Consider the following 25,520-nt stretch of genomic DNA (forward strand, 5'->3'; position numbering starts at 1 on the left):
GCCGGCATCAGCCCCCATCTCAGAGGTTGGGCGGCAGCTTGCGACGGCGGCGGCGCCACCATGCCCGCACACCCCAGGCCGCGATCAAGGCCAGCACCGCCACCGGCAGCAGCGCGGCAACGGCTCGGATCAGGAACGCAACGCTGGTGCTGAGGATGCTGCCCGACTCGCTCAGCGCCTCGCCGATCTCGCTGCGGCTGCGCTGGCCGGACGTGGTATCGAAATGGATCGTCACCAGCTGGGTATCGATGCGCCGGCGCTGCTGCGCGGCATCCTTGCTGGCCTGCTCGACACCCGCCTCGATCTCGGACAGCCGCGTGGTGATCGCCATCAGGTCCTCGATCTTCAGGTCCTTGCGGTCCTGGTAGGCCAGCAGCCGCGCGTGTTCCTTCTCCAGCCGCGCCTTGGTCAGCGCGGTGTCGGCCACGGCCTGCGCGAGGTCCTCGGCACGCGTGTTGCGCGACTGCAGCGTGCCGCCCTCACCGGCCAACGCGATCAACGGCTCGGTGCCCTTCGGTGCAATCCGCACCTTGACCTCGCCGCTGGGCTGCTCGCCGCTGCGCTGGTCTACCTGCAGCACCGCGCAGTCACCGAACTTCGCGCTCTGGCAGGCCTGTGCCACCTGCTGGATGCGCGGTGCGATCTGCGCCGCTTCCAGTTGCACCTGCACGTCGTGTTCGTAGGCGAGGAATGCGCCTTCCGGTGAAGCGATGGCAGCCTCGGCCGCCGTGGCGCCCGCATCCGCCGCCATGTCGCCCTGCTTGGCGCAGGCGCCCAGCGCCAGCAGCAGCACCGGCATTGCTGCCATGCACGTCCACGCGCGCACCGGCCTCACAGTGCGGCCCCGTCGTAGGAGGTCACCGCCAGCGTGGCCAGATCCACTGCAGGCACGCAGCGCACGTTCACCGCCACCATCGGCATACCGCTGCGTGGATCCACCGCCTCGCTGTAGGGGGCAATGCCGCATTCGCGGCAATGGTGATGGTCGATGTGGGCCTTGTTGAAGTGGTAGGTGGCCACGTCCGCCGGATCGGTGCTCAGCTGGAACGCTTCGCGCGGGGCGAACCACAGCAGGCTGCCACGGCGGCGGCACATCGAGCAGTTGCAGTCGATGACGTCGCTGATCGGCGCCCCGGCCTGTACGGTGAATGCGATCCTGCCGCAATGGCAGCTTCCCTGGTATTCCATGTTCTGCGCTCCTTTGGAGGGTCCTTGTCTGCGCCCATGGTAATCCTATGGCACGGGGACAAAGCAGCCACGCGGCCCTATGCTCAGGGTTTGACCCTGTACAGGAACGCCGATGCGCCCGCATCTTCTTGCCCTCGCCCTGGTCGCCGCGCTGGCCGGTTGCCAGCCGGCCGACGCCCCGACCAACGCTTCCACCCCGGCCACCAGCCAGCAGGCCGGTGACGCGGCGGTCGATGCCGCCTTCGCCGACCTGTCCAAGCGCGCCCTGGACACCTGGATGCAGCTGTCGCCGGTCAGCGCTACCCAGATCGGTGACCACCGCTACGACAGCGAGCTGGACGACCTCAGTGCCGCCGGCCAGCAGAAGACCCTGGCCGCCTACAAGGCGCTGCTGGGCGAGCTGGACAAGATCGAGGTGGCCAAGCTGGGCCGCGAGAACCAGGTGGACGCAGCGATCCTGCGCAACCAGCTGCAGTCGGAAATATGGAACGCCGAAGTGCTGCAGTCCGGCAAGTGGGACCCGCAGCTGTACAACGGCATCGCCGGCAGCGCGATCTACGGCCTGATGGCGCGCGAGTTCGCGCCGCTCCCGGAGCGCCTGAAGTCGGCCACCGCGCGCATGGAAAAGCTGCCGGCGATCTTCGCCCAGGCCCGCGAGAACCTGGATCCGGCGCGCGTGCCGAAGATCCATGCCGAGACGGTGGCCAAGCAGAACAAGGGCATCCTCAGCATCGTCGATACCTTCATCACCCCCCACATCGGTGAACTGCCGCAGGCCGACCAGCAGCGTCTGCAGGCCGCCATCGACGGCCTGAAGAAGGCGGTGGACGAGCAGCAGACCTGGCTGGACAAGACCCTGGTGCCGAATGCCAAGGGCGACTTCCGCATCGGTGCGGAAAAGTACGACCAGAAGCTGAAGTTCGCGCTGAGCTCCTCGCTGTCGCGCCAGGAGATCGGTGAGCGTGCACGCGCCGAACTCAAGCGCGTGCGCGAAGACATGTACGGCATCGCGCAGACCGTGCTGAAGGACAAGCCGGGTGCGCCGGAGATGCCGGCCCAGCCGACCGACGAGCAGCAGCAGAAGGCCATTGAAGCTGCGCTGGAGCTGGCCTACGCCGACAAGCCGGCACGCGACAAGGTCGTCGACGATGCCAAGGCCGCACTGGAGCAGTCCACCGCGTTCGTGCGCGAGCACGATCTGATGACGCTGCCCGACGCGCCGGTGGACATCATCCTGATGCCGGAATTCCAGCGTGGCGTGGCCGTGGCCTACTGTGATTCACCGGGTCCGCTGGACAAGAACCTGAAGACCTTCTACGCCGTGTCGCCGATTCCGGACGACTGGAACGACAAGCAGGTCGACTCGTTCCTGCGTGAGTACAACTCGCGCATGATCCACCTGCTGAGCATCCACGAAGGCACCCCGGGCCACTACCTGGAAGGCTGGCATTCGGCCAAGTTCCCCTCCACCCTGCGTGCGGTGCTGCGTTCAGGCCTGTTCGCCGAAGGCTGGGCGGTCTACACCGAGCGCATGATGCAGGAGCAGGGCTACCTCAACAACGACCCGCTGTTCCACCTGGTGCAGCTGAAGTTCTACCTGCGCACGATCTCCAACGCGATCCTCGACCAGGGCGTGCACGTGGACAACTGGGATCGCGAGAAGGCAATGCACCTGATGACCCACGACGCGTTCCAGCAGGAAAGCGAAGCGGCGGGCAAGTGGGTGCGTGCACAGCTGACCTCGGCACAGCTACCGACCTACTTCGTCGGTGCGCAGGAACACTTCGACACCCGCAAGGCGGTGCAGGAGAAGCTGGGCGACAAGTTCAACCTGAAGGCGTACCACGACCAGGTACTGTCCTACGGCGCACCGCCGGTGCGTTTCGCACGCCAGCTGATGCTGGACCAGCCGATCGAGTGATCGGGGTGGTGTGAGTTGAAGCGGAGCGGCCCGGGGAAACCCGGGCCGATCTGTTTGTGGGGGATCGCCAGACCATCTCCGCATCACATGCCGGCAACATGGCCAGGCGCATCGTTCGCCGGATTCCCCCTTCCGCCGGTTTCCAATGTCTCTCCCCTTGCGCCTCGCCCTGCTGCCCACGCTGCTGGCCAGTGCGGGTGCCTTCGCCGCCTGCCCCGCGCCGCCGCCCGGCCAGCTGGACATCCGCGCGCTTGGCTACTACACCGACAAAGTCGGCTCGATCATCGACCCGGTACTGAACCAGCAGAACAAGGACGCCACTGCACCGCTGGACCGCTATGCCGCCGACGTGGCGCGCATGAGCGATGACTACCTGCGCAACGGTGACCCGGCAGCGGCACAGTGCACGCTGAGCTGGTTGGGTGCGTGGGCCGACGACGGCGCCATGCTCGGGCAGATGATCCGGGTCAACAACGATCAGTCGTTCTACATGCGGCAGTGGATGCTCGATGCGGTAGCAATGGCCTACCTGAAAGTGCATGACCAGGCCAACCCGCAGCAGCGTGCGCGTATCGATCCGTGGCTGCAGAAGCTGGCACGGGCCAATCTGGCGTACTGGGACAATCCGAAACGGCGCCGCAACAACCACTACTACTGGGGCGGGCTGGGCGTGCTGGCCACCGGACTGGCCACCGACGACGACGCCCTGTGGCAGGCCGGCCACGCCGCGTTCCAGAAGGGCATCGATGACATCCAGGACGATGGCAGCCTGCCGCTGGAGATGGCCCGCGGGCAACGGGCCCTGCACTATCACGACTACGCATTGGCGCCACTGGTGATGATGGCCGAGCTGGCGCGGCTGCGCGGCCAGGACTGGTATGCCAGCAAGGACCATGCAATTGACCGCCTTGCCCGCCGCGTCATCGAAGGCAGCAAGGACCCTGCATGGTTCAACCAGCACACCGGCGTTGCCCAGTTGCCCCTGCAGGCCAGCGGCTGGGTCGAGTTCTACCGCCTGCGCTCACCTGACGGCGGCGTGTTCGACGCCGCGCATGCACGCGGCCCGTTCCACTCGCCACGGCTGGGCGGCGACCTTACGCTGATGGCCACGCAGGGCATCGTGCGCACGCCGCTGCGTTAGCAGCGCGCCTCAGCGGGCTTTCGGATGCAGCAGGCGCTGGAACTCGGCGACGGTGCACCCCTGAGCCGCGCACCCCGGCACACGCAGCACGACGCGGCCCGGCGGCTGCGCGTTGGCCAGCGGCAGCGCATCGCGCAGCTGCGCGGTGGTCGGGTAGACGTAGGCCAGGCGGATCCGTTCCACCCCGCTGTGGCGATCACGCCAGCGTTCGAACTGCAGCAGGCCACCGATCGGTGTCTTCTCGTACTGCCCCGGCAGGCTGTAGTCGCTGATTCCCAACGCCGCCAGCACCGAGCCGATGTTGGAATCGTGACCGACCAGCAGGGTCACCTTCGGCGACGCCGGGTCGTCGAACAACGCATTCACTCTTGTCAGCAGCGGAGCGGCCACATCCCGCGCCACCTCGGGCGTTCCGAACAGGATGTCCTGGTAGCGGTTGCGGATCTGCGCCAACGCCTGCCACTGCGCCTCGGTGGTCAACCGGCCCCAGCCTTCGCGGGGGATGCCACTGCCCTGGTAGTGCTCCATCAACAAGGCATCGACCAGCCCGCTGGCCAGCGCCAGTGATCCGGATGCGCGAGGCTCCTTGCCCGGTTCCGTACTGAAGGTGGTATCGGCCAGCGCCAGATGGCAGTCGCTGTGCCCCTTGCATGCCGCCGACTGCGGATAGCGGGTGATCTCTTCCACCACGGACAGAGCCGGTGCCAGGTCCGCTGCGGCCAGCGCTCGCTGCATTGACTCCAGCGCGCGCGTGCGGAATGCCGCGTCGTCGCGGCGGATCACCGGATCGAACAACGGATCCATCGAGCCCAACGGCATGCGCTGTTCGACCGAAACATGGCAGCCCGGGAAAGCACCGGCAACGAAGAACTGCGCGGTGGCCTGGGTGCGCTGCAGGCTGTTGGCGTACGCGTGGAAGTCATCCTCCTGCGGGCAACCCGACACCGGCAACAGCTGTGCCTGGCGCAGCCACTCGGCGATGTAGCGGCCCATGTAGACCTCCAGCACGCCTCCCTTGGTAGTCAGCTCGCCCGGTGCCACCTCCCAGCGCGGCCAGGTCTCGGGCGTCGCGTTGGCGAGCGCGCCGGAGGCTACCACCGGCGCGCGCAGGTTGTGACGGCTGAGCAGGACGACCTGCTCGAGCTGGTCGCCGTCCATGGGTGCCGGCGCAGCCGTGGCAACCGTGGCAACCAGGCTGAGTGCCAGCAACAGGGAGCGCAGGGGGCGGATCATGCAGGTCTCCGGAAACACGCTGGGGTCAGAGCCCTTTCCTGCGGAAAGGGATCCGCCCCCGAAGCGATCATTGATCGGCAGCAACAAATCCACCGGTCTGTCGCGCCCACAACCGTGCGTACAGGCCACCGGTCGCAATCAGTTCGGCGTGGGTGCCGGTCTCCACGATGCGTCCCTGGTCCATCACCACCAACCGGTCCATGCGCGCGATGGTCGACAGCCGGTGCGCGATCGCGATCACCGTCTTGCCGCCCATCAGCTCATCCAGGCTGTCCTGGATCGCCGCTTCCACTTCCGAGTCCAGTGCCGAGGTTGCTTCGTCCAGCACCAGGATCGGGGCGTCCTTCAGCAGCACGCGGGCAATGGCGATGCGTTGGCGCTGGCCGCCGGACAGCTTCACGCCGCGCTCGCCGACATGTGCGTCGTAGCCACGACGCCCCTGCCCGTCCACCAGCGTATCGATGAAGGCTTCGGCACGTGCCTTGGCCACCGCAGCGCGCAGCTGCTCATCGGTCGCGTCTGGACGGCCGTACAGCAGGTTGTCGCGGATCGAGCGATGCAGCAGCGAGGTGTCCTGGGTGACCACACCGATCTGCTGGCGCAGGCTTTCCTGGGTGACGTAGGCAATGTCCTGGCCGTCGATCAGGATGCGGCCGCTTTCCAGGTCGTACAGGCGCAGCAGCACATTGACCAGGGTCGACTTGCCGGCACCCGAAGGACCGACCAGGCCGATCTTCTCGCCCGGCTTCACCACCAGGTCCAGGCCTGCGATCACGCCACCCTTCTTGCCGTAGTGGAAGTGGATGTCCTGGAAATGCACGCCGCCACGGGTCACCTGCAACGGCACTGCATCCTCGCGGTCCTGCACGGTCAGCGGCTGGGCGATGGTGGTGATGCCATCCTGCACCGTGCCGATGTCCTCGAAGATGCCGTTGATGGTCCACATGATCCAGCCGGACATGTTGTGGATGCGGATCACCAGGCCGGTCGCCAGCGTGATCGCACCGACGGTGATGTGGCCGCCATTCCACAGCCAAAGCGCCAGCCCACAGGTACCGGCGATCAGGAAACCGTTGACGATGGCGATGGTCAGGTCCATGCCGGTGGTCACCCGGGTCTGCGCGCGGTGCTTGACCGCCAGTTCCTGGATCGACTCGGCCACGTAGGCCTGCTCGCGCCCGCCATGGGCGAACAGCTTCAGCGTGGGAATGTTGGTGTAGCCATCGACGATGCGGCCCATCGCCTTGGAACGCGCTTCGGACGCAATCCAGGCCCGTTCCTTCGCGCGCGGCACGAAGTAGACCATGATCACCGCATAGGCCAGCAGCCACAGGATCAGCGGCACCATCAGCCGCCAGTCGGCCTGCGCGAACAGGTACAGCGCGGTGCCGGTATAGACCACGATGTACCAGAGCGAATCGACCATCTGCACCGCCGACTCGCGCAGCGAGGTACCGGTCTGCATCACCCGGTTGGCGACGCTGCCGGCGAAGTCGTTCTGGAAGAAGCTCAGGCTCTGCCGCACCACATAGTTGTGCATCAACCAGCGCGAGCGGTTGCTCAGGCCGGGCACGATGGCCTGGTTGACCAGCAGGTTGTGCAGGCCGACCAGGATCGGACGCGCGATGACCGTGATGAACAGCATCCAGCCCAGGTCGTTGGCATGGCGCTTGAAGAAGTCGGCACCGGGCTGCTCGGCGACCATGTCGACGATGCGGCCCAGGTAATCGAACATCGCCACTTCCACCAGCGCCAGCAGCAGGCCGGCGATGAGCGTGGCCAGCAGCACCGGCCACACCGGGCGCAGGTAGTGCAGGTAGAACGGCAGCACCTTGCGCGGAGGCATCCGCCCGTCCACGGGCGGGAACACCGGAATCAGGGATTCAAACCAACGGAACATCGCATTCCCTCGCCATCTTTAGCTGGCGGAGTATCCCATGCCGCATGTGTACGCCGGCCGACGATCGCTGCGGCTGCGGTCGTGCCGGCCGCTGGCCGGCACCCTTGCGACGCATCCGGGGATCATGAGGTTGCCGGCCAGCGGCCGACACTACCCATCGGATTCGTCAAACGTCAGCGCCGGGCCACGCCCGGCGGCGTCATTTCACTGGGGTGAACAGCAGGTCCTGGAAATCGAAACTGAAATCGGTCAGGTCGGAAATCGGCTGCATGCGCACCTCGCGCACCTTGCCGTCCGGGTCCAGGCTGAAGTTCACGAACGCGTCGGCGTTGAGCGAACGGTCGTCCCAGCGCACGATGAAGGTGTCGTGCTGCCAGTGCTCCAGGCGTCCGCTCAGCTGCGCGGTCCTGGCAAAGCGCAGGCGCAGTCCCTTGCCCCCGGCACTGACCTGCATGTCGCCATACCAGCGGTCGCGGAACATGCCTGTGTAGCCGGCCAGCGCCAGCGACGGCCTGCTGCCCTTGTCGCGCGCGCTCTGGTGCTTGGCCCACGCCTCGTCGGCCTTGTCCTGTCCCTTGGCCACGGCCTTGGCATAGGCGTCCACCCAGTCATGCTTTTCACCGCCCAGGTAGGCATCGAGCACACTCAGGGTGATCGCATTGAACGCCGCGCCCACTTCCTGATTGGTCAGCACCACCACGCCCAGTTTCTCGCCCGGTACCAGGGTCAGCCGCGAAACCATGCCCGGCCAGCCACCGGTGTGCCAGACCAGCTTCTGCCCGCGGTAGTCGCTCAGGCTCCAGCCTTCGCCATAGCCGGCGAAGTTGGCCCGCGCCGGTGCCAGCTCCGGCACGCTCGGCGCCGGGATCGACTGCGGCGTGATCATCCGCCACATCTGCTGCTGGCTCTTCTCGGAGAACAACGGCGTGCCGTCGGCCAGTTTGCCTTCGGCCAGCTGCACCTGCATCCAGCGCGCCATGTCGTGCGCGCTGGAATAGATGCCGCCGGCGCCGGCATTGTTCGACCAGGTCAGCGGCGCGACGGTGCGCAGGTCCTTGAAATCGTACTTGGCGTGGCCGACCGCGGCCTTGTCGCCCGGCTTCAGGTGATCGGCGTTGTAGCGCGTACCGGCCATGCCCACCTTGTCGAAGATGCGGGTCTGCAGGAACTGCTGGTAACTCATGCCGGAAACATGCTCGATCACCTGCTGGGCGACCGCGTACAGGATGTTGTCGTACGCATAGCCCTCGCGGAATCCACCCTTCAGCGGCACCTTGCCCAGCCGCTCCACCACTTCGGCATTGCTGTAGGAGGTGGTCGGCCAGAACAACAGGTCACCGGCGCCCAGGCTTAGTCCGCTGCGATGCGACAGCAGGTCGCGGATCGTCATCTGGCCGGTCACGAACGGATCGGACATGCGGAACGACGGCAGGTGGTCGATCACCTTGTCGTCCATCTTCAGCTTGCCGTCCTCGGCCAGCAGGTTCAGCGAGGTAGCGGTGAACGCCTTGGTGTTGGACGCAATGGCAAACAGCGTATCGGCCTGCACCGGTTCCGGCTTGCCCTGCTCGCGCACGCCCCAGCCGCGCTCCAGCACCACCTCGCCATCCTTGACCACCGCCACCGCAATACCGGGCACGTCGAACTGCGCGCGCACGCGCTCGACGGTTGCATCCAGCTCCTGCAGCTGCGCCGGGGTGGCAGCGCTCGCCATGGTCGTGCACGCCAGCAGCACGGCTCCTCCAATCCAGGGTTTCATCCAGCACGATCTCCGAACAGGGGTGGCGGCCATGTGCAGGCCGTCACCGGGATTTCGCGGGATGGTAACGTTCTGCGTTGCACCCTGCCCTGTGCCATAGGAGGGGTGTCATGGGCGAGAACGGCCAACCGAGCAGCGGCTCCACCATCATTCCGTGCCTGCGCTACCGCGATGCGCAGGCTGCCATCGACTGGCTGCAGCGCGCCTTCGGCTTCCATGCCCAGGCCGTCTACGCCGATGGCGATACGGTGTTCCATGCGCAGCTGACCTTCGGCACCGGCATGATCATGCTGGGCTCGGCCAGCAACCAGAGCGCGTGGAGCGAGCATGCGGCGATGCCTGATGAGGTCGGCGGCCGCCAGACGCAGAGTGCCTGCGTGATCGTCACCGATGCCGGCGCGCACTACGCCCGGGCCAAGGCCGCCGGTGCCCGAATCGTCATCGACATCGCCGACCAGGACTACGGCGGCCGTGGCTATGCCTGCGCCGACCCGGAAGGCTACCTGTGGTGGTTCGGCAGCTACGACCCGTGGCGCGCGGACCACGGCCAGTGACCGCCGGAGCGATCCGCTGCGGCATCGGTGGCTGGGTGTTTCCCGAATGGCGCGGCGGCGTTTTCTACCCCGTGGGCCTGCCGCAGCGTGAAGAACTGGCCCATGCCAGCCGTGCCCTGCGTTGCATCGAAATCAACGGCACCTTCTACCGCACGCCCACCGCCGCGCAGTGCGCGCAGTGGGCCGCGCAGACGCCGGAAGGCTTCAGGTTCTCGATGAAGGCGCCACGCTACCTGGTGCAGCGCCGCGACCTGTCCAGCACGGTCGAGGCGGCCGCGCCCTTCCTGCAGGCGGCGACTGCGCTCGGTGACCGGCTGGGCCCGCTGCTGTGGCAGTTCGATCCACGGCATCCGGCCGACGCCGAAGCACTGGAACGGCTGATGGCACAGCTGCCGAAGCATCTGGAAGGGGTGCCGCTGCAGCATGCGCTGGAGGTCCGCAACGCCGAGGCACATGGCCCGGCACTGGTCGACGCCGCCCGCCGCCACGGCGTGGCGCTGGTGATCGAGGACAGCGACGAGGCGCCATTGCACGGCGATGTCAGTGCCGGCTTCGTCTATGCGCGGATCAAGCGCAGCCAGGCCCGCTTGAACGAGGGTCTGCCGGCGCCCGTGCAGCAGCGCTGGGCCGAACGCGCACACCGCTGGTCACGCGGCGAACCGGTGGATGACCTGCCCTGCCTGGCCGCGCCAGCTCCGGAAACCCCGCGCGAGGTCTACCTGCTGTGCATCGGCGCGGGCAAGGCACGCAACCCGGCGGCGGCGATGGCCCTGCAGCGGCGGGTTGACCAGGGCAGCGATCCCACACGCGGGTAGCGCTGCGACGTTCGCCTTGCCTCACAATAGGCGGATGAGCACACCCGACACCCGCAAAGCGCTGTGGCAGATCCACTTCTGTGTCCTGCTGTGGGGCGTCACCGCCATCCTCGGCAAGCTGATCACCCTGCCCGCATTGCCGCTGGTGTGGTGGCGCATGCTGCTGGTGACGGCGATGCTGGCGCTGCTGCCACGGGTGTGGCGCGGGCTGCGCACCCTGCCCCTGCGGCTGGTGGCCGGCTACGCCGGCATCGGTGCACTGGTTGCCCTGCACTGGCTGACGTTCTACGGTGCGGTGAAGCTGGCCAACGCGTCGGTGGCCGCCACGTGCATCGCGCTGGCGCCGGTGTTCACCTCGATCATCGAACCGTGGGTGGCCAAGCGGCCGTTCCAGCTGCGTGAACTGGCCTTCGGCCTGGCAGTACTGCCGGGCGTGGCGCTGGTGGTGGGTGGCGTGCCCGATGGCATGCGCCTGGGTGTACTGATCGGCGCGATCTCGGCGTTGCTGGTAGCGGTGTTCGGCTCGCTCAACAAGCGCATGGTCAGCCACGCCGATCCGCTCACGGTCACCGCCCTGGAGCTGGGGGCCGGCACCCTCACCCTGACCCTGCTGGCACCGCTGATGCCCTACCTGCTGCCAGCACTGGCCAGCCCGCTGTGGGTGGTCCCGAATCTGCACGACGGCATCCTGCTGCTGGTGCTGGCCGGGTTCTGCACGCTGCTGCCGTTCGCCCTGGCCCTGGTCGCGCTGCGCCACCTGAGCGCCTATACGGTTCAACTGGTGACCAACCTGGAGCCGGTCTATGCGGTGGTGCTGGCGGTGGTGCTGCTGCGCGAGCAGCACGAGGTCACGCCGTGGTTCTACCTGGGCGTGGCCATCATTGTCGGCGCGGTGTTCCTGCATCCGCTGCTGAACCGCCGCAAGCCGGTGCAGCACCCGGAAATCCTTGGCACGGCCGAAGCACGCAACATCGCCGATTGAGTGCATCCCCGCATGGCGTGGATCTACCGGATCCGGATCGATGTCTCAACGCTGCGGCCAATGCCAGGCCGGCGCATCCAGCAGGCCCTGCCCGCTCAGCAGCGTGCGGCCCTGCTCCTTGTGCAGATGCAGCGAGTGGCAGCCCGGCGCCTGCTCCAACGCCGCGATCAGCCGGCTGGCGTGTGACACCACCCACACCTGGCTGCGCGCACTGGCGGCGATGATCAGCCGCGCCAGCGCCGGCAGCAGGTCCGGATGCAGGCTGGTCTCCGGCTCGTTCAGCACCAGCAGCGGCGGTGGCCGCGGCGTGTGCAGTGCCGCGGCCAGCAGCAGGAATCGCAGGGTACCGTCAGACAATTCGGCCATCGACAACGGCCGCAGCAGCCCGGGCTGGTGGAATCGCAGGGCCAGTCGACCGTCCAGCTCTTCGAAGCCGACCGTGGCGCCGGGGAAGGCATCATCGACACTGCGTGCCAACGCAACCGGATCTCCGATCTCGAGAATGGTCACCCAGGCCGCCGCCAGATCCCGCCCGTCGTGATGCAGCACCGGCGTGCGCGTTGCCATCGCCGGTTGTCGCGCCGGGGCATCGGCGTCGCTGCGGAAATGATCGTAGAAGCGCCAGCGACGGATGTACTCACGCAGGGCGATGGTTTCCGGCATGCGCTGCGGATCGCCGACCTGGGTGAACAGGCTGTCGAACAGCGACAACCGGTCATCCACGAGATCCCAGCCGTGCGCATGGCGTTGGCGCACCATTGCCCCACGGCGATCGACCAGCAGGTTGGCGCTGCGCAGGAACGGCCCGGCCCAGATCGCCTCCGCCTTGATCTGCGGATCCAGCGCAAACGCGGAACGGCTGGGTGGCGGGTAGCCCAGGTCGATGGCATAGCCGAACTCGTCGGTGGTGAATCCCAGCTTCAGCCCCACTGACGCCTGCCGGGGTCCGCCCTGCAGCGGGATCTCGCCGGCCGCAACCCGGCGATCGATGGATTCGGGGCCGGCCCACAGCGCCGAACCAAGCCCGCCTTCGCGGGCCAGCACCGCCGCGACGCCGCCCTGGGCGGTTTCCGCCAGCAGGCGCAGCGCGCGGTACAGGCTGGATTTGCCACTGCCGTTGTCACCGGTGACCACGTTCAACGGCTGCAGCGGCAGTACCAGCCCGTGCAGCGAGCGATAGTGGGCGATGGCCAGGGTCTGCAGCATGGCTGGTATCCGTGGAAACAGGGACGTCATGCTGGCCGGTTCTGATCGCAGGAGCTGCGACGCCAAGTGAAACGGGAAGAGCATCCACGCATGGCGTGGATCTACTGGAGCGGCATCGAGTCATCCACGCGTCGCATGCGTTCAACGCGCGAACCGCCGTGTTTCAGCCCGCCAGCTCCACCCGGTTGCGACCGTTGCCCTTGGCCCGGTACAGCGCCTTGTCGGCGCGCGCCAGCATCTCATCCACGCTTTCACCGGGCTGGTGCTGGGCCACACCAATGCTGATCGTGACCGGGAATCCCAGCGGCAGATCCGCCACGGCCAGGCGCAGGAACTCGCATTGCAGTTCGGCCGTGCGCAGATCAGTGCCCGGCATCACCGCCACGAACTCCTCGCCGCCATAGCGCGCGGCCATACCACGGCCGGCAAAATGCGAACGCAGCAGCACGCCCAGCTCAGCCAGTACCCGGTCGCCGGTGGCGTGGCCCTGGAAGTCATTGATGTGCTTGAAATGATCGATGTCCAGCAGGGCCACGCAGGCTACTCCCGGCTGCCCATCGATCTCCGCCACCGCCTCTTGCAGTGCCGCTGCCATCGCGCGGCGGTTGGGCAGGCCGGTCAGCGCATCGGTTCGGCTCTGTTCGGCCAGGTCGGCATTCTGCGCCAGCAGCACGTCCTGGTACTCCGACAGCAGGCGCTCGTAGTCATCGCGTTCCAGCATGTGCTTCTGGATGTCGAGCGCGAAACGACGCAGCTCCATCACCAGCATCACCTGCCGTGACAGCGCGGCCAGCGCCTCGGCCTTGTCGCTGGGCAGGTGCTGCGGCTGTGCATCGAACACGCACAGCGTACCCAGCGGCAGGCCATCGGAACTGATCAGCGGCGCACCGGCGTAGAAGCGGATGTGCGGGTCGCCGGTCACCACCGGGTTGTCATGGAAGCGGATGTCCTGCAACGCATCCTCGACCACCATGATTTCGTGCGGCTGCAGGATGGCGTGGCCACACATCGATTCGCTGCGCAGGTTTTCCGCCGCGTCGATGCCCTGGATCGACTTGAACCATTGCCGTTCGACGTCAATCAGGGTCACCGCTGCCATCGAGGTACCGCAGACCGCCTTGGCGATCGCCACCAGGTCGTCGAATGACTTCTCGCGCTGCGAATCAAGGATCCGGTAGCGGTACAGCGCCTGGAGCCGAAGGGCTTCGTTGGCAGGCTTGTCGGGCTTGATCATGCAGCGTCACGTTCCGGCAGGTCACTGCAAAGTCTAGCTGATGCCGGCGCGTAAACCGCACGACGGGTAGTGCCGGCCGCTGGCCGGCATCCCGCACTCATTCGATGCCTGGAGCAGCCGGCCAGCGGCCGGCACTACCGCGCGTTACCAGTCCAGCTGCTTCGGCAGCAGGCCCTGCAGTTCCTGCTCGGTCAGGTTGCGCCACTGGCCCGGCTTCAGCGCGCCGATCTTGATGTTGTCGATGCGCACGCGGCGCAGCTGGGTCACGCGATAGCCGAATTCGGCGGCCATCAGGCGGATCTGCCGGTTCAGGCCCTGCTGCAGGGTGATACGGAAGCCGAACTTGGCGATGCGCGAGGTCTTGCACGGCAGCGTCATCTGGTCGTGGATGCGCACGCCGCGCGCCATGCCGCGCAGGAACTCATCGGTGACCGGCTTGTTCACCGCCACCAGGTATTCCTTCTGGTGGCCATTTTCGGCGCGCAGGATCTGGTTGACGATGTCGCCGTTGCTGGTCATCAGGATCAACCCCTCGGATTCCTTGTCCAGGCGGCCGATCGGGAAGATGCGCTGTTCGTGGCCGACGAAGTCGACGATGTTGCCCTTGACCGAAGTTTCGGTCGTGCAGGTGACGCCTACCGGCTTGTTCAATGCGATGTAGACGTGGCGGCGGGCGCCGGGCTTGCGTGCCACGCGGGCGCGCAGCGGCTGGCCGTCGACCAGCACCTGGTCTTCCTCGCCCACCACCGCGCCGGTACCGGCCGGATGGCCGTTGACGGTAACGCGGCGCGCGGCGATCAGGCGATCGGCCTCGCGGCGGGAGCAGAAGCCGGTGTCGGCGATATGTTTGTTGAGTCGGGTGGTCATCGGCCCATTATCCGGCATCGCCGCCCGCTGCGCTTCATGCCAGGGCGGGCGGATCGAGCTCCTCACCGTCGAAGACCCGGTTGCGGCCCGCCCGCTTTGCCACGTACATGGCATGGTCGGCGCGCCGCAGCAGCCCGGCCAGATCGTCCTCGCCCGGTCGCCACTGCGCCAGGCCGATGCTGGCGGTCACCTCCAGCCCCGGCACCTGCAGGGCCTGGCCAGCCTCGGTGATGCGCTGGCGCAGGCGGTCCAGCCGTGCCGACGCCGCCTCGCGCGGCATGCCGGGCATCAGCAGCAGGAACTCTTCGCCGCCCATCCGCACCACTTCGTCCTGGCTGCGCACCGCCGCGCGCAGGGCACGCGCCACCGCCACCAGCACCTGGTCGCCCACTGCGTGGCCGTGGCGGTCGTTGATGTCCTTGAACAGGTCGATGTCGAGGAAGCCGATCACCAACGGGCCGCGCTCACGGTCCACCCGTTCCAGATGGCGGGCCAGCTGCTGCAGTCCGGCGCGACGGTTGGGAAGCCCGGTCAGGCCATCGGTCTCGGCCAGCTGGCGAAGTTCATCACGCTGCTGGCGCAGCCGGCCCAGCCGCTGGTTCAACGCATAGGCGGCCATCATCAACAGCCAGGTCACCGCCAGCTGCAGCGCCTCCACCCGGTATTCCAGCAGCCACGCAGCACCACAGGCATCGGCGATGATCAGTACCAGCATCGGTGCCAGCGCGGCCAGACCCGCCTGTGCCCAACGGTCGCCGCGCCAGCGTGCCCAGACGCCGACCATCAGTGCCAGGCCACATCCGGACAGATAGGACACCTGCAAGCCCTTCGCGACCCAGGCCAGATGCTCCGAGCGCAGCCACGGCACCAGCACGGCCAGCGCCATCAGGGTCCACAACACCGCCAGTTGGGCCGGGCGCGATCGAGGCAGCACGCGGTCGCCTCCGTTCAGCCGCCACAGCGCCGGCAGCACCAGTGCCTGGGTCGCAGCGGTCAGCGCCAGCAGCCACCAGGCGCCGTGCTCGCCCACCGGCAGCCAGGGTTCCGGATAACCGCTGAGCCCGCCGAGGATGGCCTGCCACAGCACCATCACGGTGGTGCCGGCGATGTAGACCAGGAAACTGCGGTCCCGGGTGGTCAGGAAGGCCATCAACGCCGACAGCGCCAGCGCGATCGCCACCGCGATGCAGGCCGCGCGCACCAGCAGGCGGGCGGTGTCGTTCTGCTGCACCGGGCTGGGCGCGCCCAGCCGCAGGGTCGGCACCCAACGTGCCTTCAGCGGTGTCTGCCAGGAGACCAGGAACGGCTCATGGCTGCCGGCCGGCGGCACGGCCACCAGGCCGATGCCAGCCCGGAAACGTGAATCGCGGGTGCGCGCATCGTGCATGTTGCCGCAGATCTCGCGGTCGCCATGCTGGACGCGCACTTCACCGGCGAAGACGTTGAACACGTCCAGCGCCTGCGGTTGCCCTGACCAGCCCTGCGGCGGAGCCGGTACCAGCACCTGCTGGCGGGCGCCGGACAGCATCTGCGGCGTGCATGCGCGGTGCGGCGTCGGCTCGTCGGTAGCGCCGCCGACCAGGAGATAATCATGGCCCGACACGGCCTCTGCAGCCTGAAGCGGCCACGGCAACGCCAACCACACCATCAGGACGGCCAGCACCGCTCCTGTTCCATACCGCCACTGCCTGCCGCCCACGCCACGTCCTGTTCCTGCTTACGTCCGCGCCCACTGCGCGCCGCCCCTGGCGCGCATTATCGCAGCCGGGCACGCCGCGCATGTGTAGACCAAAGTCGGCGCCCGCGGTTCAGCCAGCCGCCGGCGGCCCCTTCACCGCGACCAGCCGTACCGGGCGCAGATCGACCAGGGTCAGCCGCTCCAGCGGCTGCGGCCGTTCGATGGCATAGCCCTGCAGCCCTTGCACGCCAAGCCGGGTCAGCGCACCGGCAACCTCGGCGGTCTCCACCCACTCGGCCACCACTTCCATCTGCAGCTCGCGCCCGAGCTCGCTGATCGCGCGCACCGTGGCGTGGCTGACCGGGTCGGTATCCATGTCGCGCACGAAGGCGCCGTCGATCTTCAGGATGTCCGCCGGCAACTGGCGCAGGTAGCCGAAGGAAGACAGGCCGGAGCCGAAGTCATCCAGCGCCATCCGGCACCCCCGTGCCTTCACCGCATCGATGAAGGCGCGGGCCTGGCTGAGGTTGCTGATCGCCGCGGTCTCGGTGATCTCGAAGCACAACTTGGAGGCCAGCGCGCGGTTGCGCTCGAGCAGGTCGCAGACGAAGGCGAGGAATCCCGGCTCGGCGATCGACTGCGCGGACACGTTGACGTTGCACAGGCCCAGCTGGCGCACGTGCGCCGGGCACACCTGCAGGTGGCGGAACAGCAGCCCGAGCACGTGCCGGTCCAGCGCCACTGCCATGCCATAGCGCTCCACCGCCGGCATGAACTGGCCGGGCAGATGCAGACTGCCATCGGTACCACGCATGCGCACCAGCACCTCGTAGTGCAGGTAGGACGGATCGCCCACGCGGGCGATGCGCTGCGCATACAGCAGCATGCGATTCTCGGCCATCGCCAGGCTGACGCCCTGCAGGCGCTCGGCCTCCTGCCGCCGCTCCTCCAGCGCCATGCGGTTCTCATTGAAGCAGTGCACGCGGTTGCGCCCGGCCTGCTTGGCGGCATAGCAGGCGCTGTCGGCAGCACTCATCAACCAGTTCACGTCCGGCGCATCTGCACTGACCTCGACCACGCCGATGCTGCAGCTCAGCTGCGGGCTGCCCTCGCTGATCGGAAACGTGGCCTGGCCCAGGTTGCGGATCACCCGCTGCAGCACCCGCTTGGCTTCGTCCTGCCCGGCATGGGCGAGGAACACGGCGAACTCGTCGGCGCCCAGGCGGCCGACCCAGTCACCGTCACGCACGGCCGCCACCAGATAGTCGGCGAAACTGCGCAGCATCTGGTCACCGGCGGCATGGCCGAAGCTGTCGTTGACCAGCTTGAAGTGGTCCAGGTTGATGTAGCACAGCGCATGCGTACCGCCATCACTGCGTACCTGCAGCAGCGCACGCTCCAGCAGCCGCTCGATCTCGCGGCGGTTGATCAGGCCGGTCAGCGGATCGTGGCTGGCGTGATGCTCGATCTCACGTGCCAATGCATGGTTCTGGCTGACATCCTCGATGATCGCAAACACCGACAGGCCACCTCCCGCGCTGCGCACACCGGTGCCACTCCAGCGCCCCCACACCAGGCTGCCATCGCGGCGGCAGAAGCGCAGTTCGCTCGGCCGCAGCTGCCGGTCCCAGTCGATGCGGCCGACGCCATCGATGACCAGTTCGCCTTCCATCAACAGATCGCCGAGCGACATCTGCAGCAGCACGTCGCGTCGGTAGTCGAGGATGTCGGCCATCGCCTGGTTGGCTTCGATCACCTTGCCGTCGGTGTCGAGCTTGAGCATGCCGACGTTGGCCTGGTAGAAGGCCGCACGGAAGCGGCTTTCATGCTCGGTCAGGTCCTTGCCGACGCGGCGCGCGAGGGCCACCGCCATCAGGCTGATCGCCAGCACCGACAACCCGCCGACCACAAGCGTGGCGATCCGTACCATCGTGGCCATGCGCAGCAACGCTTGCGAAAATGCCTGCGCCTGCACCTGCAGCCGCCGGTCCAGATCACGCAGTTGTTGCAGGTACCGATCGCGGTCCGCCGCTGGCAGCACGCCTTGGGCGTGCCCCGACTGCAGCTCGGCAACCAGCCGCTGCACGGCCAACAGATCATCGTCGGTCTGTCGCCACAGCGTGGTTGCTTCCCGGAATGCACCGATGTCGCGTGCATAGCGGAACGAGAACACCAGGCGCGGGATATCGGCGCGCGCGTTGCCACCCTGCAGGAAGCCCTGCCTGGCCTTTTCCTCGTCCGGTACCGCCTGTTCCAGCGCCAGCCGGGCCTGCAGATCGCCCAATGGAATCCACAGCGCCTGGCGCGCGTCATCCAGGTCCTGGGCATGGCCACGCGCCAGGTAGCGGCTCAGCGCAGCGGTTGCATCCTGCTGCCCTCGTGACCAGTACCCCTGGCCGGCAATCCAGGCGGTCGAGGCTGCCTGCAGTTCCTGGATCAACGCGGACAACGCGACCAACCCGATCGCCATGCCCGTCAACAACGCAAAGCGCAATCCCAGCCCACGGGTCATCGGCACCCGCCGGCTCTGCTGGTCCGTGCCACTTCTACCCATCCCGGATCCCCCCGAATGTGCTGCGGTGACAACCTGCCTTGGAACCGGCCCAGCCTATGACCGGCAATGTGTGGGCCATGCGAAAAAGGGGACGGAGGGGATTAAGTCGTTTTCGGCATAAGCGCATGGCCTGCCATTTACGACTTAATCCCCTCCGTCCCCTTTTCCTGTACGCCAGCCCGGGGGCTGGCGTTGTTATGGACGGCTGCGGGTGCGGCTTAGAAGCTGCGCGGGCCGCGCGGCTTGAAGCCGTCACGACGCGGCGGGCGGCTGTCGCGGTCACCGCCGCGGTCGCCACCATGGCCACCCGGACCACCCGGACCACCCGGGCTACCACGACGCGGACCACCCGGGCCGCCCGGGCCACGCTTGTCGAAGCGCGGCTTGAACGGACGCGGGGCCGGGTTGGTGTCTTCACCCGGAGCCAGCGCACGCATCTGCAGCTGCTGGCCGGACACCCACACCTTCTGCAGGTGCGACAGCACGTCCGGCGGCATCTGTGCCGGCAGGTCCAGCAGCGAGAAGTCGTCGTGGATGTCGATGCGGCCGATGAAGCGGCTTTCCAGGCCCGCTTCGTTGGCGATGGCGCCGACGATGTTGGCCGGCTTCACGCCATGCTGGTGGCCCACCGAAATGCGGTAGGTCTCCATGCCCTGCTCCGGTGCACCACGCGGCGGAACCTCACGGCGCGGACGCTGCTCGAAACCACCTTCGGCGTCGTCGCGACGCGGGCCACGCTCGAAGCGCGGACCACGCTCGTTGCGGTCGAAGCGATCGCCACGCTCCGGACGGTCGCCACGGTCGAAACGCTCGCGCGGGGCGCGCTCTTCACGCGGGGCACGCACCGGCGGCTGCAGCAGGAACGGGGTGTCACCCTGCAGCATCTTGGCCAGCGCGGCGGCGATCTCGATGGCCGGCACGTTCTGCTCGTTCTCGAAGCGCTCCAGCAGCTGGCGGTAGAAGTCCAGGCCGCCGGCACCGAGGGTTTCGGTGATGCGCGTGGTGAACTTGTTGATGCGGTTGTCGTTGACCGCTTCCACGCTCGGCAGCTGCATCTCTTCGATCGGCTGGCGGGTGGCGCGCTCGATCTGGCGCAGCATGCCCTTCTCGCGCGGGGTGGCGAACAGGATCGCCTCGCCGCTGCGGCCGGCACGGCCGGTACGGCCGATGCGGTGCACGTAGCTTTCGGTGTCGTACGGGATGTCGTAGTTCAGCACGTGGCTGATGCGCTCCACGTCCAGGCCGCGCGCAGCCACGTCGGTGGCAACCAGGATGTCCAGCTTGCCTTCCTTCAGCATGGCGATGGTGCGCTCACGCTGGGCCTGCTGCATGTCGCCGTTGATGGCGGCAGCGGCCAGGCCACGGGCCTGCAGCTTGCTGGCCAGTTCTTCGGTGCCGGCCTTGGTGCGCGCGAAGATGATCATCGCGTCGAACGGCTCGACTTCCAGGATGCGGGTCAGCGCATCCAGCTTGTGCATGCCGCTCACCCACCAGTAACGCTGGCGGATGTTGGCCGAGGTGGTGGTCTTGGCCGCGATGGTCACTTCCACCGGGTCCTGCAGGTAGGTCTGCGCGATGCGGCGGATCTGCGGCGGCATGGTGGCCGAGAACAGGGCCACCTGGCGCTGCTCCGGCAGCTTCTTCAGCACCGCTTCGACGTCGTCGATGAAGCCCATGCGCAGCATTTCATCGGCTTCGTCCAGCACCAGGGTCTTCAGCTCGGACAGGTCCAGGGTGCTGCGGTCGAGGTGGTCGATCACGCGACCGGGGGTACCGACCACGATATGCACGCCACGGCGCAGCGCCGACAGCTGCTGCCCGTAAGGCTGGCCGCCGTACACCGGCAGCACGCGGAAGCCCGGGATCTTCGACGAGTAGGACTGGAACGCCTCGGCGACCTGGATGGCCAGTTCGCGGGTCGGCGCCAGGATCAGGGCCTGCGGCTTGATCTGCTGCAGGTCGATGTTGGACAGTACCGGCAGCGCGAACGCGGCGGTCTTGCCGGTACCGGTCTGGGCCTGGCCCAGCACGTCGCGGCCTTCCAGCATCGCCGGGATGGTGGCGGCCTGGATCGGCGACGGGGTTTCGTAGCCGATGGCGGTGACCGCCTGCATCACGGGCTCGGACAGGCCGAGCTGCGCGAACTGCAGCGGCGCTTGGGAATCTTGGGACATGGGGAACTCCGAAGGCACTGCCGTCTTCCTGGCAGTGCGATAAAAAAGGGATGGTCCGCGCTTTGGGCGCCCTTCTTATCGCGTGCCCTGGCGCTGCTCGGTCGGAGGAGATTTCACTCGCTCAGAGCGGGATGATACCGCATTGATCCTGAACGAGGCGTACAGCTTTCCGTGCGCGTGCCGTCATGCCCCGTGCTGGCGCACAATACGCGCCCTCTTCCCGGCCCGGCCGCTGGCCTGCGCCCCTCTTCCCAGGAACCCCGCTCCATGCAGATTCTCGAATTCGACCTCGACGGTGACTACGTCGAACTCAAGCAGCTGCTCAAGCTGGCCGACCTGGTCACCAGCGGCGGCGAAGCCAAGATGGTCATCAGCGAAGGCCTGGTGCGGGTCGACGGCGAAGTCGAACTGCGCAAGGCCTGCAAGATCCGCGCAGGCCAGGTGGTCGAGTTCGCCGACAGCCAGATCCGGGTGCTGGCCGCCGGCTGATGTGAGGCTGTTCAGGCTACGCGCTGGGTCAGGTGCGAGGCAATCAGCTGCCTGAACGGTGCCACGCCCTGCGCCAGGCGCAGGCCGGCCGCCCGCAGCAGTCGCGCCGGGCGGCGATCGTCGGTGTACAGGCTGGCGATCGCATTGGTGGCCTCGTACAGCGGCCGCGACGCCAGCCGGTGACCCCGCTGGTAGCTGGCCAGCATGCCGGCGGCGGCAATGTCGGCACCGCGACGCTGCTGCGCGACGATGCCCTGCGCCAGCCGCTGTGCGCTGGCCAGGCCCAGGTTGAAGCCATGCGCGGTGACCGGGTGCATGCCGACGGCGGCATCGCCGATCAGCGCCGAACGCTCGCCAACAAAACGGTGCGCGTACACACCTACCAGCGGATACGCCTGCGGCGTGGCCACCGGCTGCATCCGACCCAGCCGATGTTCGAAGCAAGCACTGATGGCCTCGCCGAAGGCCACCTCGTCCATCGCCAGCAGCGCGTCGATCTGCCGCGGCGGCAGCGTGATCACCGCCGAGGCCTGGCCCTCGTTGAGCGGCAGCAGCGCCATCGTGCGGCCGTAGCCGAACCATTCCCAGGCAGTGTGGCGATGGTCGCGCTCGACCTGCATGCGGCACACCAGCATCGACTTGCCGAAGTCGCGCATCTGCGCACCGATGCCGAGCATGCGGCGGGTGGCGGAGAAGCGGCTGTCAGCGGCCACCAGCAGCCGCGCATGCAGTTGGCTGCCGTCATCGAGTTTGACAACGTGGCCCTGCGCATCGGCTTGCACGCCCTGCACCTTGCGCCCGTCGAACAGTTCCACGCCGTCCTGGCCCTGCACCGCATCCCATGCGGCACGGCGGATCAGATGGTTGGGTACCAGCCAGCCCAGCGGCTGGCCGTCGACCTGACTGCTGGCGAAGGTCAGCGCGAACGGCGAGCCGCCGTTCATCACCTTGGCATCGCGCAGTTCAGCGACTTCGGCCTGCGGCAGGCGCTGCCACAGACCCAATTGCTCCATGCTCTGCCGCGAGGCATGGGTCAACGCGATCTCCCTGCCATCGAAGGCGGCCTCGGCCAGGGCCTGGCGCGGTTGCACTTCGACCAGCCCGACCTGCAGCCCGCTGCCGGCCAGCGCGCGCGCGAAGCACAGACCTGCCGGTCCGGCGCCGACCACCACCACGTCCATCCTGCGCATGCGCGCCTCCTGCCGTTGATTCAGTCCGCGCCAGCATAGCGCCGCGCACCTGAGCGGCCTTGATCTGGATCAGGCCGACTTACAGAAGTGCGAACACCAGCGCCAGGATCGACAGCAGCGACACCAGCCACACCAGGCTGCGCACGTAGGGCACGCCTGCGGCGTACAGGGGCAGATAGACCACACGCGCCCAGAAGTAGGCCTGCGCCGCCAGTGCAGTGGTGTCGTTGCCGCGACCGGCCACGACCACCGCGATGGCGGCGGCGGCGAAGAACGGGAACGTCTCCAGGAAATTGGCCTGCGCACGCTGCAGGCGCCCGGCCAGTGGGCTGACCGGCTTTGCGTCGCCATCGCGTGCCGAGGCATTCCACTTCATCCCGCGCTCGCGGGTGACCACGGTGGAGGTGGCGAAGATGTAAACGAAGCCGAGCAGGACCGACCAGGCCAGCATCGTCAATTCAGTTGCCATCATTCATCTCCTCAGGGTGCCGACGCACGCAGGCTGTAACCGGCCAGACGCCACACCTGGTCCTCGTCGAAACGGAACGAGACCAGCTCGCGCACCGGCTGCGCGCTGTTGGCGAAACGGGTCGGGAAACTGACGTTGATGTACAGCCCTTCCGGCACTGCGGCACCTGCGCTGTACTTGACCCGGGTGATGGTGGGCTGGCCACGCCCAGCCAGCGCACCCAGGCGCGTGCGCTCGGTGGTCAGCTGGCTGACGAATGCGGCCTTCGGTACTGCACGGCGCGCGACGGCGGAGGCGCCATCCCACAGTTCGCCGGCGCGGTTGGCATCGACCAGCTGTGCGGCTTTCAGTGCAGCAGCGCCCATCTCGGCATCCTGTTTCTGCACCTGGGCCTGCTGTGCAGCGGTCAACGCCGGAGCACCGGCGGTGGCTGGCTTCGCAGCCGCTGGCGAGGCCGGGGCCGGGCGTGCCGGAGCCGGTGCAGGCGTGGCCGGCGCAGGCGTGGCCGGCGCAGGTGCCTGCGCCAATGCGGTCAGGGGCAGCAGGGACAGCAGCAGGAGCACGCGCTTCATGGACACCGCCGGTTTTCTGGAGAGAACCGCAGTCTACGCCAGCGCGGTGACTATGCCGTCAGCGTGCCGGGGCGTTGCCCTCCACCGCTGCCGCATCAGCCTGCGCGGCGGGCGCGGCGGTGTTCACTGGCGCCTGTTCGGCCACCGGCGGCGGCTCCGACGGTGCCGGTGGCAGCGTTGCCACATCGATCTCCGACAGTGGGCTTTCTTCCGGGCACACCGCATCCGGGAAACCGAAGCGCCGCTTCAGTGCCTGGCCGCAGCTGTTGATCGATTCCATGTCGGCGCCTTCGCGCTTGCACTGCTGGTCGAAGGCAATCAGGAACGCGTCCTTGCGTTGCACGAAGTCGTCACCACAGGCCCGCATCTGCTTGATCCGTTCCAGATCGTCCTGCACCGCGTTGGTGCCGTCCAGGCCGTACTGGCGCAGCTCATCCTGCGTAAGCAGGCGCAGGCTGCGGTTGGGCACGGTCATCATCAGGTCGGCCACACCCACCGCCACGCCGTTGCGCTGCAGGTAGTCCTTCACGTTGTCGTAGACCTCGTGCAGCTCGCGGTTGAGTTCCGCGCGCGAGGTGGCCTTGGAGCTGATCCGCATCATGCGGTGGATGCCGACCTTGCCCGACAGCAGGCGGTTGTCACCGGCAGCCAGCACGAACACGCAGGCACTGTGGCAGATCGAGCCCTCGCGCACCCAGATCGTCCAGCCCGATTCACCGATGCTGTCGCCGGCGACAATCGCCGATTCCACCTGGCCGCCGCTGGAATCCAAGTCGAGGATGCGCTTGTGGATCTTCTGCTCGTCAGCGACCACGGCCAGTCGCCACATCATCTCGGCGAAGCCCGGATTGATCTTGCCGGCGTAACGCACACGCATCAGGCCGCGCTCGGCGCACGGCGCCAGTGCCTGGGTGATCTGTTCGCGCTGCAGGCCCTCCAGCTCGACGCCATCGCCCGCCTCACCGGCGTACTCGGTACTGCAGCTGACCCAGGCGCGGCCATTCTCCAACTGCGCCTGCGGCCACGGCCGATCCGCCCGGCTGCGCGGCGGCGCCGGCGGTGGTGGTGCATCGGCGGCATTGATCGACACCATGTTCTCACCATCGCTGGCCGGCGCCCGCGCGGCCTTGTCGGCGGCGGTGACATTGCCCGGATTCTCCAGCTGGCTGCAGCCCGCCAGGGCAAGGCACAACAGGGGCAACCAGCGGAGTTTGGCGGACATCGGGCAACCGGTCTTCACGTGAGCAAGAGCCACAGTCTACCCGTCCGGGGCACGCATTCAGCGCGTGGCACTGAACCCCTTCTGACCCTTGGGAAAAGCGTGTCGACCAAGGTCGACACCCACCAACAGCAGCGCAGAACGCCCGCAAGACATGTCGCAGGAACCTCTCGAAGGCGGGGTGGGTCCGGTTGCAGGGGCGTGAGCGCCATGGGCCCGAGGCATGCCTCGGGCGGGTTGGGCAGGACGCCCAACCCCGGTCTTGCCGTGTGCGCAGGACAGCGCACACGAGCAAGCGGCGACCGAGCTACATGGGTGAGGGCGCTTTGCTTGCGAAGCACTGCTTCGCAAGCGCCCGAACGCACAGCCGCCAGC

21 protein-coding genes are annotated in these 25,520 nt (G+C 67.5%); 6 read left to right on the forward strand and 15 right to left on the reverse strand.

The annotated features are described in order from the left end of the window. Nucleotides 1–19: 19 nt before the first annotated feature. Nucleotides 20–808, reverse strand: coding sequence for a DUF4349 domain-containing protein (locus AC5P67_RS07265; RefSeq protein WP_005412726.1), 789 nt, complete (start codon nt 806–808; stop codon nt 20–22). A 23-nt stretch (nt 809–831) separates the two neighbouring features. Then, nucleotides 832–1,188, reverse strand: a complete 357-nt coding sequence (locus AC5P67_RS07270) for a GFA family protein (protein WP_012479600.1) — start codon at nt 1,186–1,188, stop codon at nt 832–834. A gap of 112 nt (nt 1,189–1,300) precedes the next feature. Here AC5P67_RS07270 and AC5P67_RS07275 point away from each other — a divergent pair, with 112 nt between their 5' ends. After that, entirely contained in the window at nt 1,301–3,109 is a 1,809-nt protein-coding gene (locus tag AC5P67_RS07275; RefSeq protein WP_005408718.1) for a DUF885 domain-containing protein, read from the forward strand. A gap of 145 nt (nt 3,110–3,254) precedes the next feature. Further along, a complete protein-coding gene (locus AC5P67_RS07280; RefSeq protein ID WP_099527836.1) occupies nt 3,255–4,250 on the forward strand; it encodes a polysaccharide lyase in 996 nt (331 codons plus the stop codon). 9 nt (nt 4,251–4,259) lie between these two features. On the opposite strand, the gene agp is transcribed toward AC5P67_RS07280, so the two are convergent. The 3 genes from agp to AC5P67_RS07295 form a co-directional block, all read right to left on the reverse strand. Beyond that, nucleotides 4,260–5,483: a bifunctional glucose-1-phosphatase/inositol phosphatase gene (agp, locus tag AC5P67_RS07285; RefSeq protein WP_111117849.1), complete on the reverse strand. Its 1,224-nt coding sequence runs from the start codon at nt 5,481–5,483 to the stop codon at nt 4,260–4,262. A 67-nt stretch (nt 5,484–5,550) separates the two neighbouring features. Beyond that, nucleotides 5,551–7,383 (reverse strand): multidrug efflux ABC transporter SmrA, encoded by a 1,833-nt coding sequence (smrA, locus tag AC5P67_RS07290; RefSeq protein WP_099485266.1) that lies wholly within the window; start codon nt 7,381–7,383, stop codon nt 5,551–5,553. Between the two features lie 199 nt (nt 7,384–7,582). Continuing rightward, entirely contained in the window at nt 7,583–9,142 is a 1,560-nt protein-coding gene (locus AC5P67_RS07295) for a serine hydrolase (RefSeq protein ID WP_099485267.1), read from the reverse strand. A gap of 110 nt (nt 9,143–9,252) precedes the next feature. Between AC5P67_RS07295 and AC5P67_RS07300 the strand changes: the two genes are divergently transcribed. Genes AC5P67_RS07300 through AC5P67_RS07310 form a run of 3 tightly spaced genes read left to right on the forward strand, consistent with a single transcriptional unit; the run spans nt 9,253 to nt 11,493 of the window. Then, on the forward strand, nt 9,253–9,696 hold the full coding sequence (locus AC5P67_RS07300; protein WP_099485268.1) for a VOC family protein: 444 nt from the start codon (nt 9,253–9,255) through the stop codon (nt 9,694–9,696). After that, nucleotides 9,693–10,511: a DUF72 domain-containing protein gene (locus AC5P67_RS07305; protein ID WP_099485269.1), complete on the forward strand. Its 819-nt coding sequence runs from the start codon at nt 9,693–9,695 to the stop codon at nt 10,509–10,511. The genes AC5P67_RS07300 and AC5P67_RS07305 overlap by 4 nt, the downstream gene beginning before the upstream one ends. A gap of 34 nt (nt 10,512–10,545) precedes the next feature. Then, a complete protein-coding gene (locus AC5P67_RS07310) occupies nt 10,546–11,493 on the forward strand; it encodes a DMT family transporter (RefSeq protein ID WP_012479593.1) in 948 nt (315 codons plus the stop codon). A gap of 45 nt (nt 11,494–11,538) precedes the next feature. On the opposite strand, the gene AC5P67_RS07315 is transcribed toward AC5P67_RS07310, so the two are convergent. The 6 genes from AC5P67_RS07315 to AC5P67_RS07340 form a co-directional block, all read right to left on the reverse strand. Then, nucleotides 11,539–12,699: an AAA family ATPase gene (locus AC5P67_RS07315; protein WP_024956273.1), complete on the reverse strand. Its 1,161-nt coding sequence runs from the start codon at nt 12,697–12,699 to the stop codon at nt 11,539–11,541. A gap of 163 nt (nt 12,700–12,862) precedes the next feature. Beyond that, the gene (locus AC5P67_RS07320; RefSeq protein ID WP_087803326.1) at nt 12,863–13,933 is read right to left on the reverse strand and encodes a sensor domain-containing diguanylate cyclase; all 1,071 of its coding nucleotides are present in this window, start codon (nt 13,931–13,933) and stop codon (nt 12,863–12,865) included. Nucleotides 13,934–14,077: 144 nt separating this feature from the next. Beyond that, nucleotides 14,078–14,800, reverse strand: a complete 723-nt coding sequence (locus AC5P67_RS07325; RefSeq protein WP_005408708.1) for a pseudouridine synthase — start codon at nt 14,798–14,800, stop codon at nt 14,078–14,080. Between the two features lie 34 nt (nt 14,801–14,834). After that, nucleotides 14,835–16,499 carry a sensor domain-containing diguanylate cyclase gene (locus AC5P67_RS07330; protein WP_087803328.1) on the reverse strand — a complete coding sequence of 555 codons (1,665 nt, stop codon included), beginning with the start codon at nt 16,497–16,499 and terminating at the stop codon, nt 14,835–14,837. 109 nt (nt 16,500–16,608) lie between these two features. Next, a complete protein-coding gene (locus tag AC5P67_RS07335; RefSeq protein ID WP_495214437.1) occupies nt 16,609–19,032 on the reverse strand; it encodes a putative bifunctional diguanylate cyclase/phosphodiesterase in 2,424 nt (807 codons plus the stop codon). Nucleotides 19,033–19,250: 218 nt separating this feature from the next. Further along, on the reverse strand, nt 19,251–21,206 hold the full coding sequence (locus AC5P67_RS07340; protein WP_043034837.1) for a DEAD/DEAH box helicase: 1,956 nt from the start codon (nt 21,204–21,206) through the stop codon (nt 19,251–19,253). 267 nt (nt 21,207–21,473) lie between these two features. Here AC5P67_RS07340 and AC5P67_RS07345 point away from each other — a divergent pair, with 267 nt between their 5' ends. Further along, on the forward strand, nt 21,474–21,695 hold the full coding sequence (locus AC5P67_RS07345) for an RNA-binding S4 domain-containing protein (RefSeq protein WP_005408703.1): 222 nt from the start codon (nt 21,474–21,476) through the stop codon (nt 21,693–21,695). Nucleotides 21,696–21,706: 11 nt separating this feature from the next. Here the strand turns inward: AC5P67_RS07345 and ubiM are convergent, their stop codons facing one another. From ubiM to AC5P67_RS07365, 4 genes are all read right to left on the reverse strand, one after another. Beyond that, entirely contained in the window at nt 21,707–22,885 is a 1,179-nt protein-coding gene (gene ubiM / locus AC5P67_RS07350) for a 5-demethoxyubiquinol-8 5-hydroxylase UbiM (protein ID WP_043034836.1), read from the reverse strand. A gap of 79 nt (nt 22,886–22,964) precedes the next feature. Next, the gene (locus AC5P67_RS07355; protein ID WP_005412709.1) at nt 22,965–23,354 is read right to left on the reverse strand and encodes an MAPEG family protein; all 390 of its coding nucleotides are present in this window, start codon (nt 23,352–23,354) and stop codon (nt 22,965–22,967) included. Between the two features lie 11 nt (nt 23,355–23,365). Beyond that, entirely contained in the window at nt 23,366–23,926 is a 561-nt protein-coding gene (locus tag AC5P67_RS07360) for a DUF4019 domain-containing protein (protein ID WP_043034835.1), read from the reverse strand. A gap of 58 nt (nt 23,927–23,984) precedes the next feature. Further along, on the reverse strand, nt 23,985–25,148 hold the full coding sequence (locus tag AC5P67_RS07365) for a COG3904 family protein (RefSeq protein WP_111117852.1): 1,164 nt from the start codon (nt 25,146–25,148) through the stop codon (nt 23,985–23,987). Between the last annotated feature and the right edge of the window lie 372 nt (nt 25,149–25,520).

This window comes from Stenotrophomonas sp. YJH_SMC_21 (assembly GCF_059369555.1).

Coding starts and splice junctions, on each gene's coding strand:
- AC5P67_RS07360 (WP_043034835.1), bottom strand. CDS start 23,926: ATGAAGCGCGTGCTCCTGCTGCTGTCCCTGCTGCCCCTGACCGCATTG.
- AC5P67_RS07265 (WP_005412726.1), bottom strand. CDS start 808: ATGGCAGCAATGCCGGTGCTGCTGCTGGCGCTGGGCGCCTGCGCCAAG.
- AC5P67_RS07340 (WP_043034837.1), bottom strand. CDS start 21,206: ATGTCCCAAGATTCCCAAGCGCCGCTGCAGTTCGCGCAGCTCGGCCTG.
- AC5P67_RS07270 (WP_012479600.1), bottom strand. CDS start 1,188: ATGGAATACCAGGGAAGCTGCCATTGCGGCAGGATCGCATTCACCGTA.
- AC5P67_RS07280 (WP_099527836.1), top strand. CDS start 3,255: ATGTCTCTCCCCTTGCGCCTCGCCCTGCTGCCCACGCTGCTGGCCAGT.
- smrA (WP_099485266.1), bottom strand. CDS start 7,383: ATGTTCCGTTGGTTTGAATCCCTGATTCCGGTGTTCCCGCCCGTGGAC.
- AC5P67_RS07345 (WP_005408703.1), top strand. CDS start 21,474: ATGCAGATTCTCGAATTCGACCTCGACGGTGACTACGTCGAACTCAAG.
- AC5P67_RS07310 (WP_012479593.1), top strand. CDS start 10,546: ATGAGCACACCCGACACCCGCAAAGCGCTGTGGCAGATCCACTTCTGT.
- ubiM (WP_043034836.1), bottom strand. CDS start 22,885: ATGCGCAGGATGGACGTGGTGGTGGTCGGCGCCGGACCGGCAGGTCTG.
- agp (WP_111117849.1), bottom strand. CDS start 5,483: ATGATCCGCCCCCTGCGCTCCCTGTTGCTGGCACTCAGCCTGGTTGCC.
- AC5P67_RS07320 (WP_087803326.1), bottom strand. CDS start 13,933: ATGATCAAGCCCGACAAGCCTGCCAACGAAGCCCTTCGGCTCCAGGCG.
- AC5P67_RS07325 (WP_005408708.1), bottom strand. CDS start 14,800: ATGACCACCCGACTCAACAAACATATCGCCGACACCGGCTTCTGCTCC.
- AC5P67_RS07295 (WP_099485267.1), bottom strand. CDS start 9,142: ATGAAACCCTGGATTGGAGGAGCCGTGCTGCTGGCGTGCACGACCATG.
- AC5P67_RS07365 (WP_111117852.1), bottom strand. CDS start 25,148: ATGTCCGCCAAACTCCGCTGGTTGCCCCTGTTGTGCCTTGCCCTGGCG.
- AC5P67_RS07275 (WP_005408718.1), top strand. CDS start 1,301: ATGCGCCCGCATCTTCTTGCCCTCGCCCTGGTCGCCGCGCTGGCCGGT.
- AC5P67_RS07300 (WP_099485268.1), top strand. CDS start 9,253: ATGGGCGAGAACGGCCAACCGAGCAGCGGCTCCACCATCATTCCGTGC.
- AC5P67_RS07335 (WP_495214437.1), bottom strand. CDS start 19,032: ATGGGTAGAAGTGGCACGGACCAGCAGAGCCGGCGGGTGCCGATGACC.
- AC5P67_RS07355 (WP_005412709.1), bottom strand. CDS start 23,354: ATGGCAACTGAATTGACGATGCTGGCCTGGTCGGTCCTGCTCGGCTTC.
- AC5P67_RS07315 (WP_024956273.1), bottom strand. CDS start 12,699: ATGCTGCAGACCCTGGCCATCGCCCACTATCGCTCGCTGCACGGGCTG.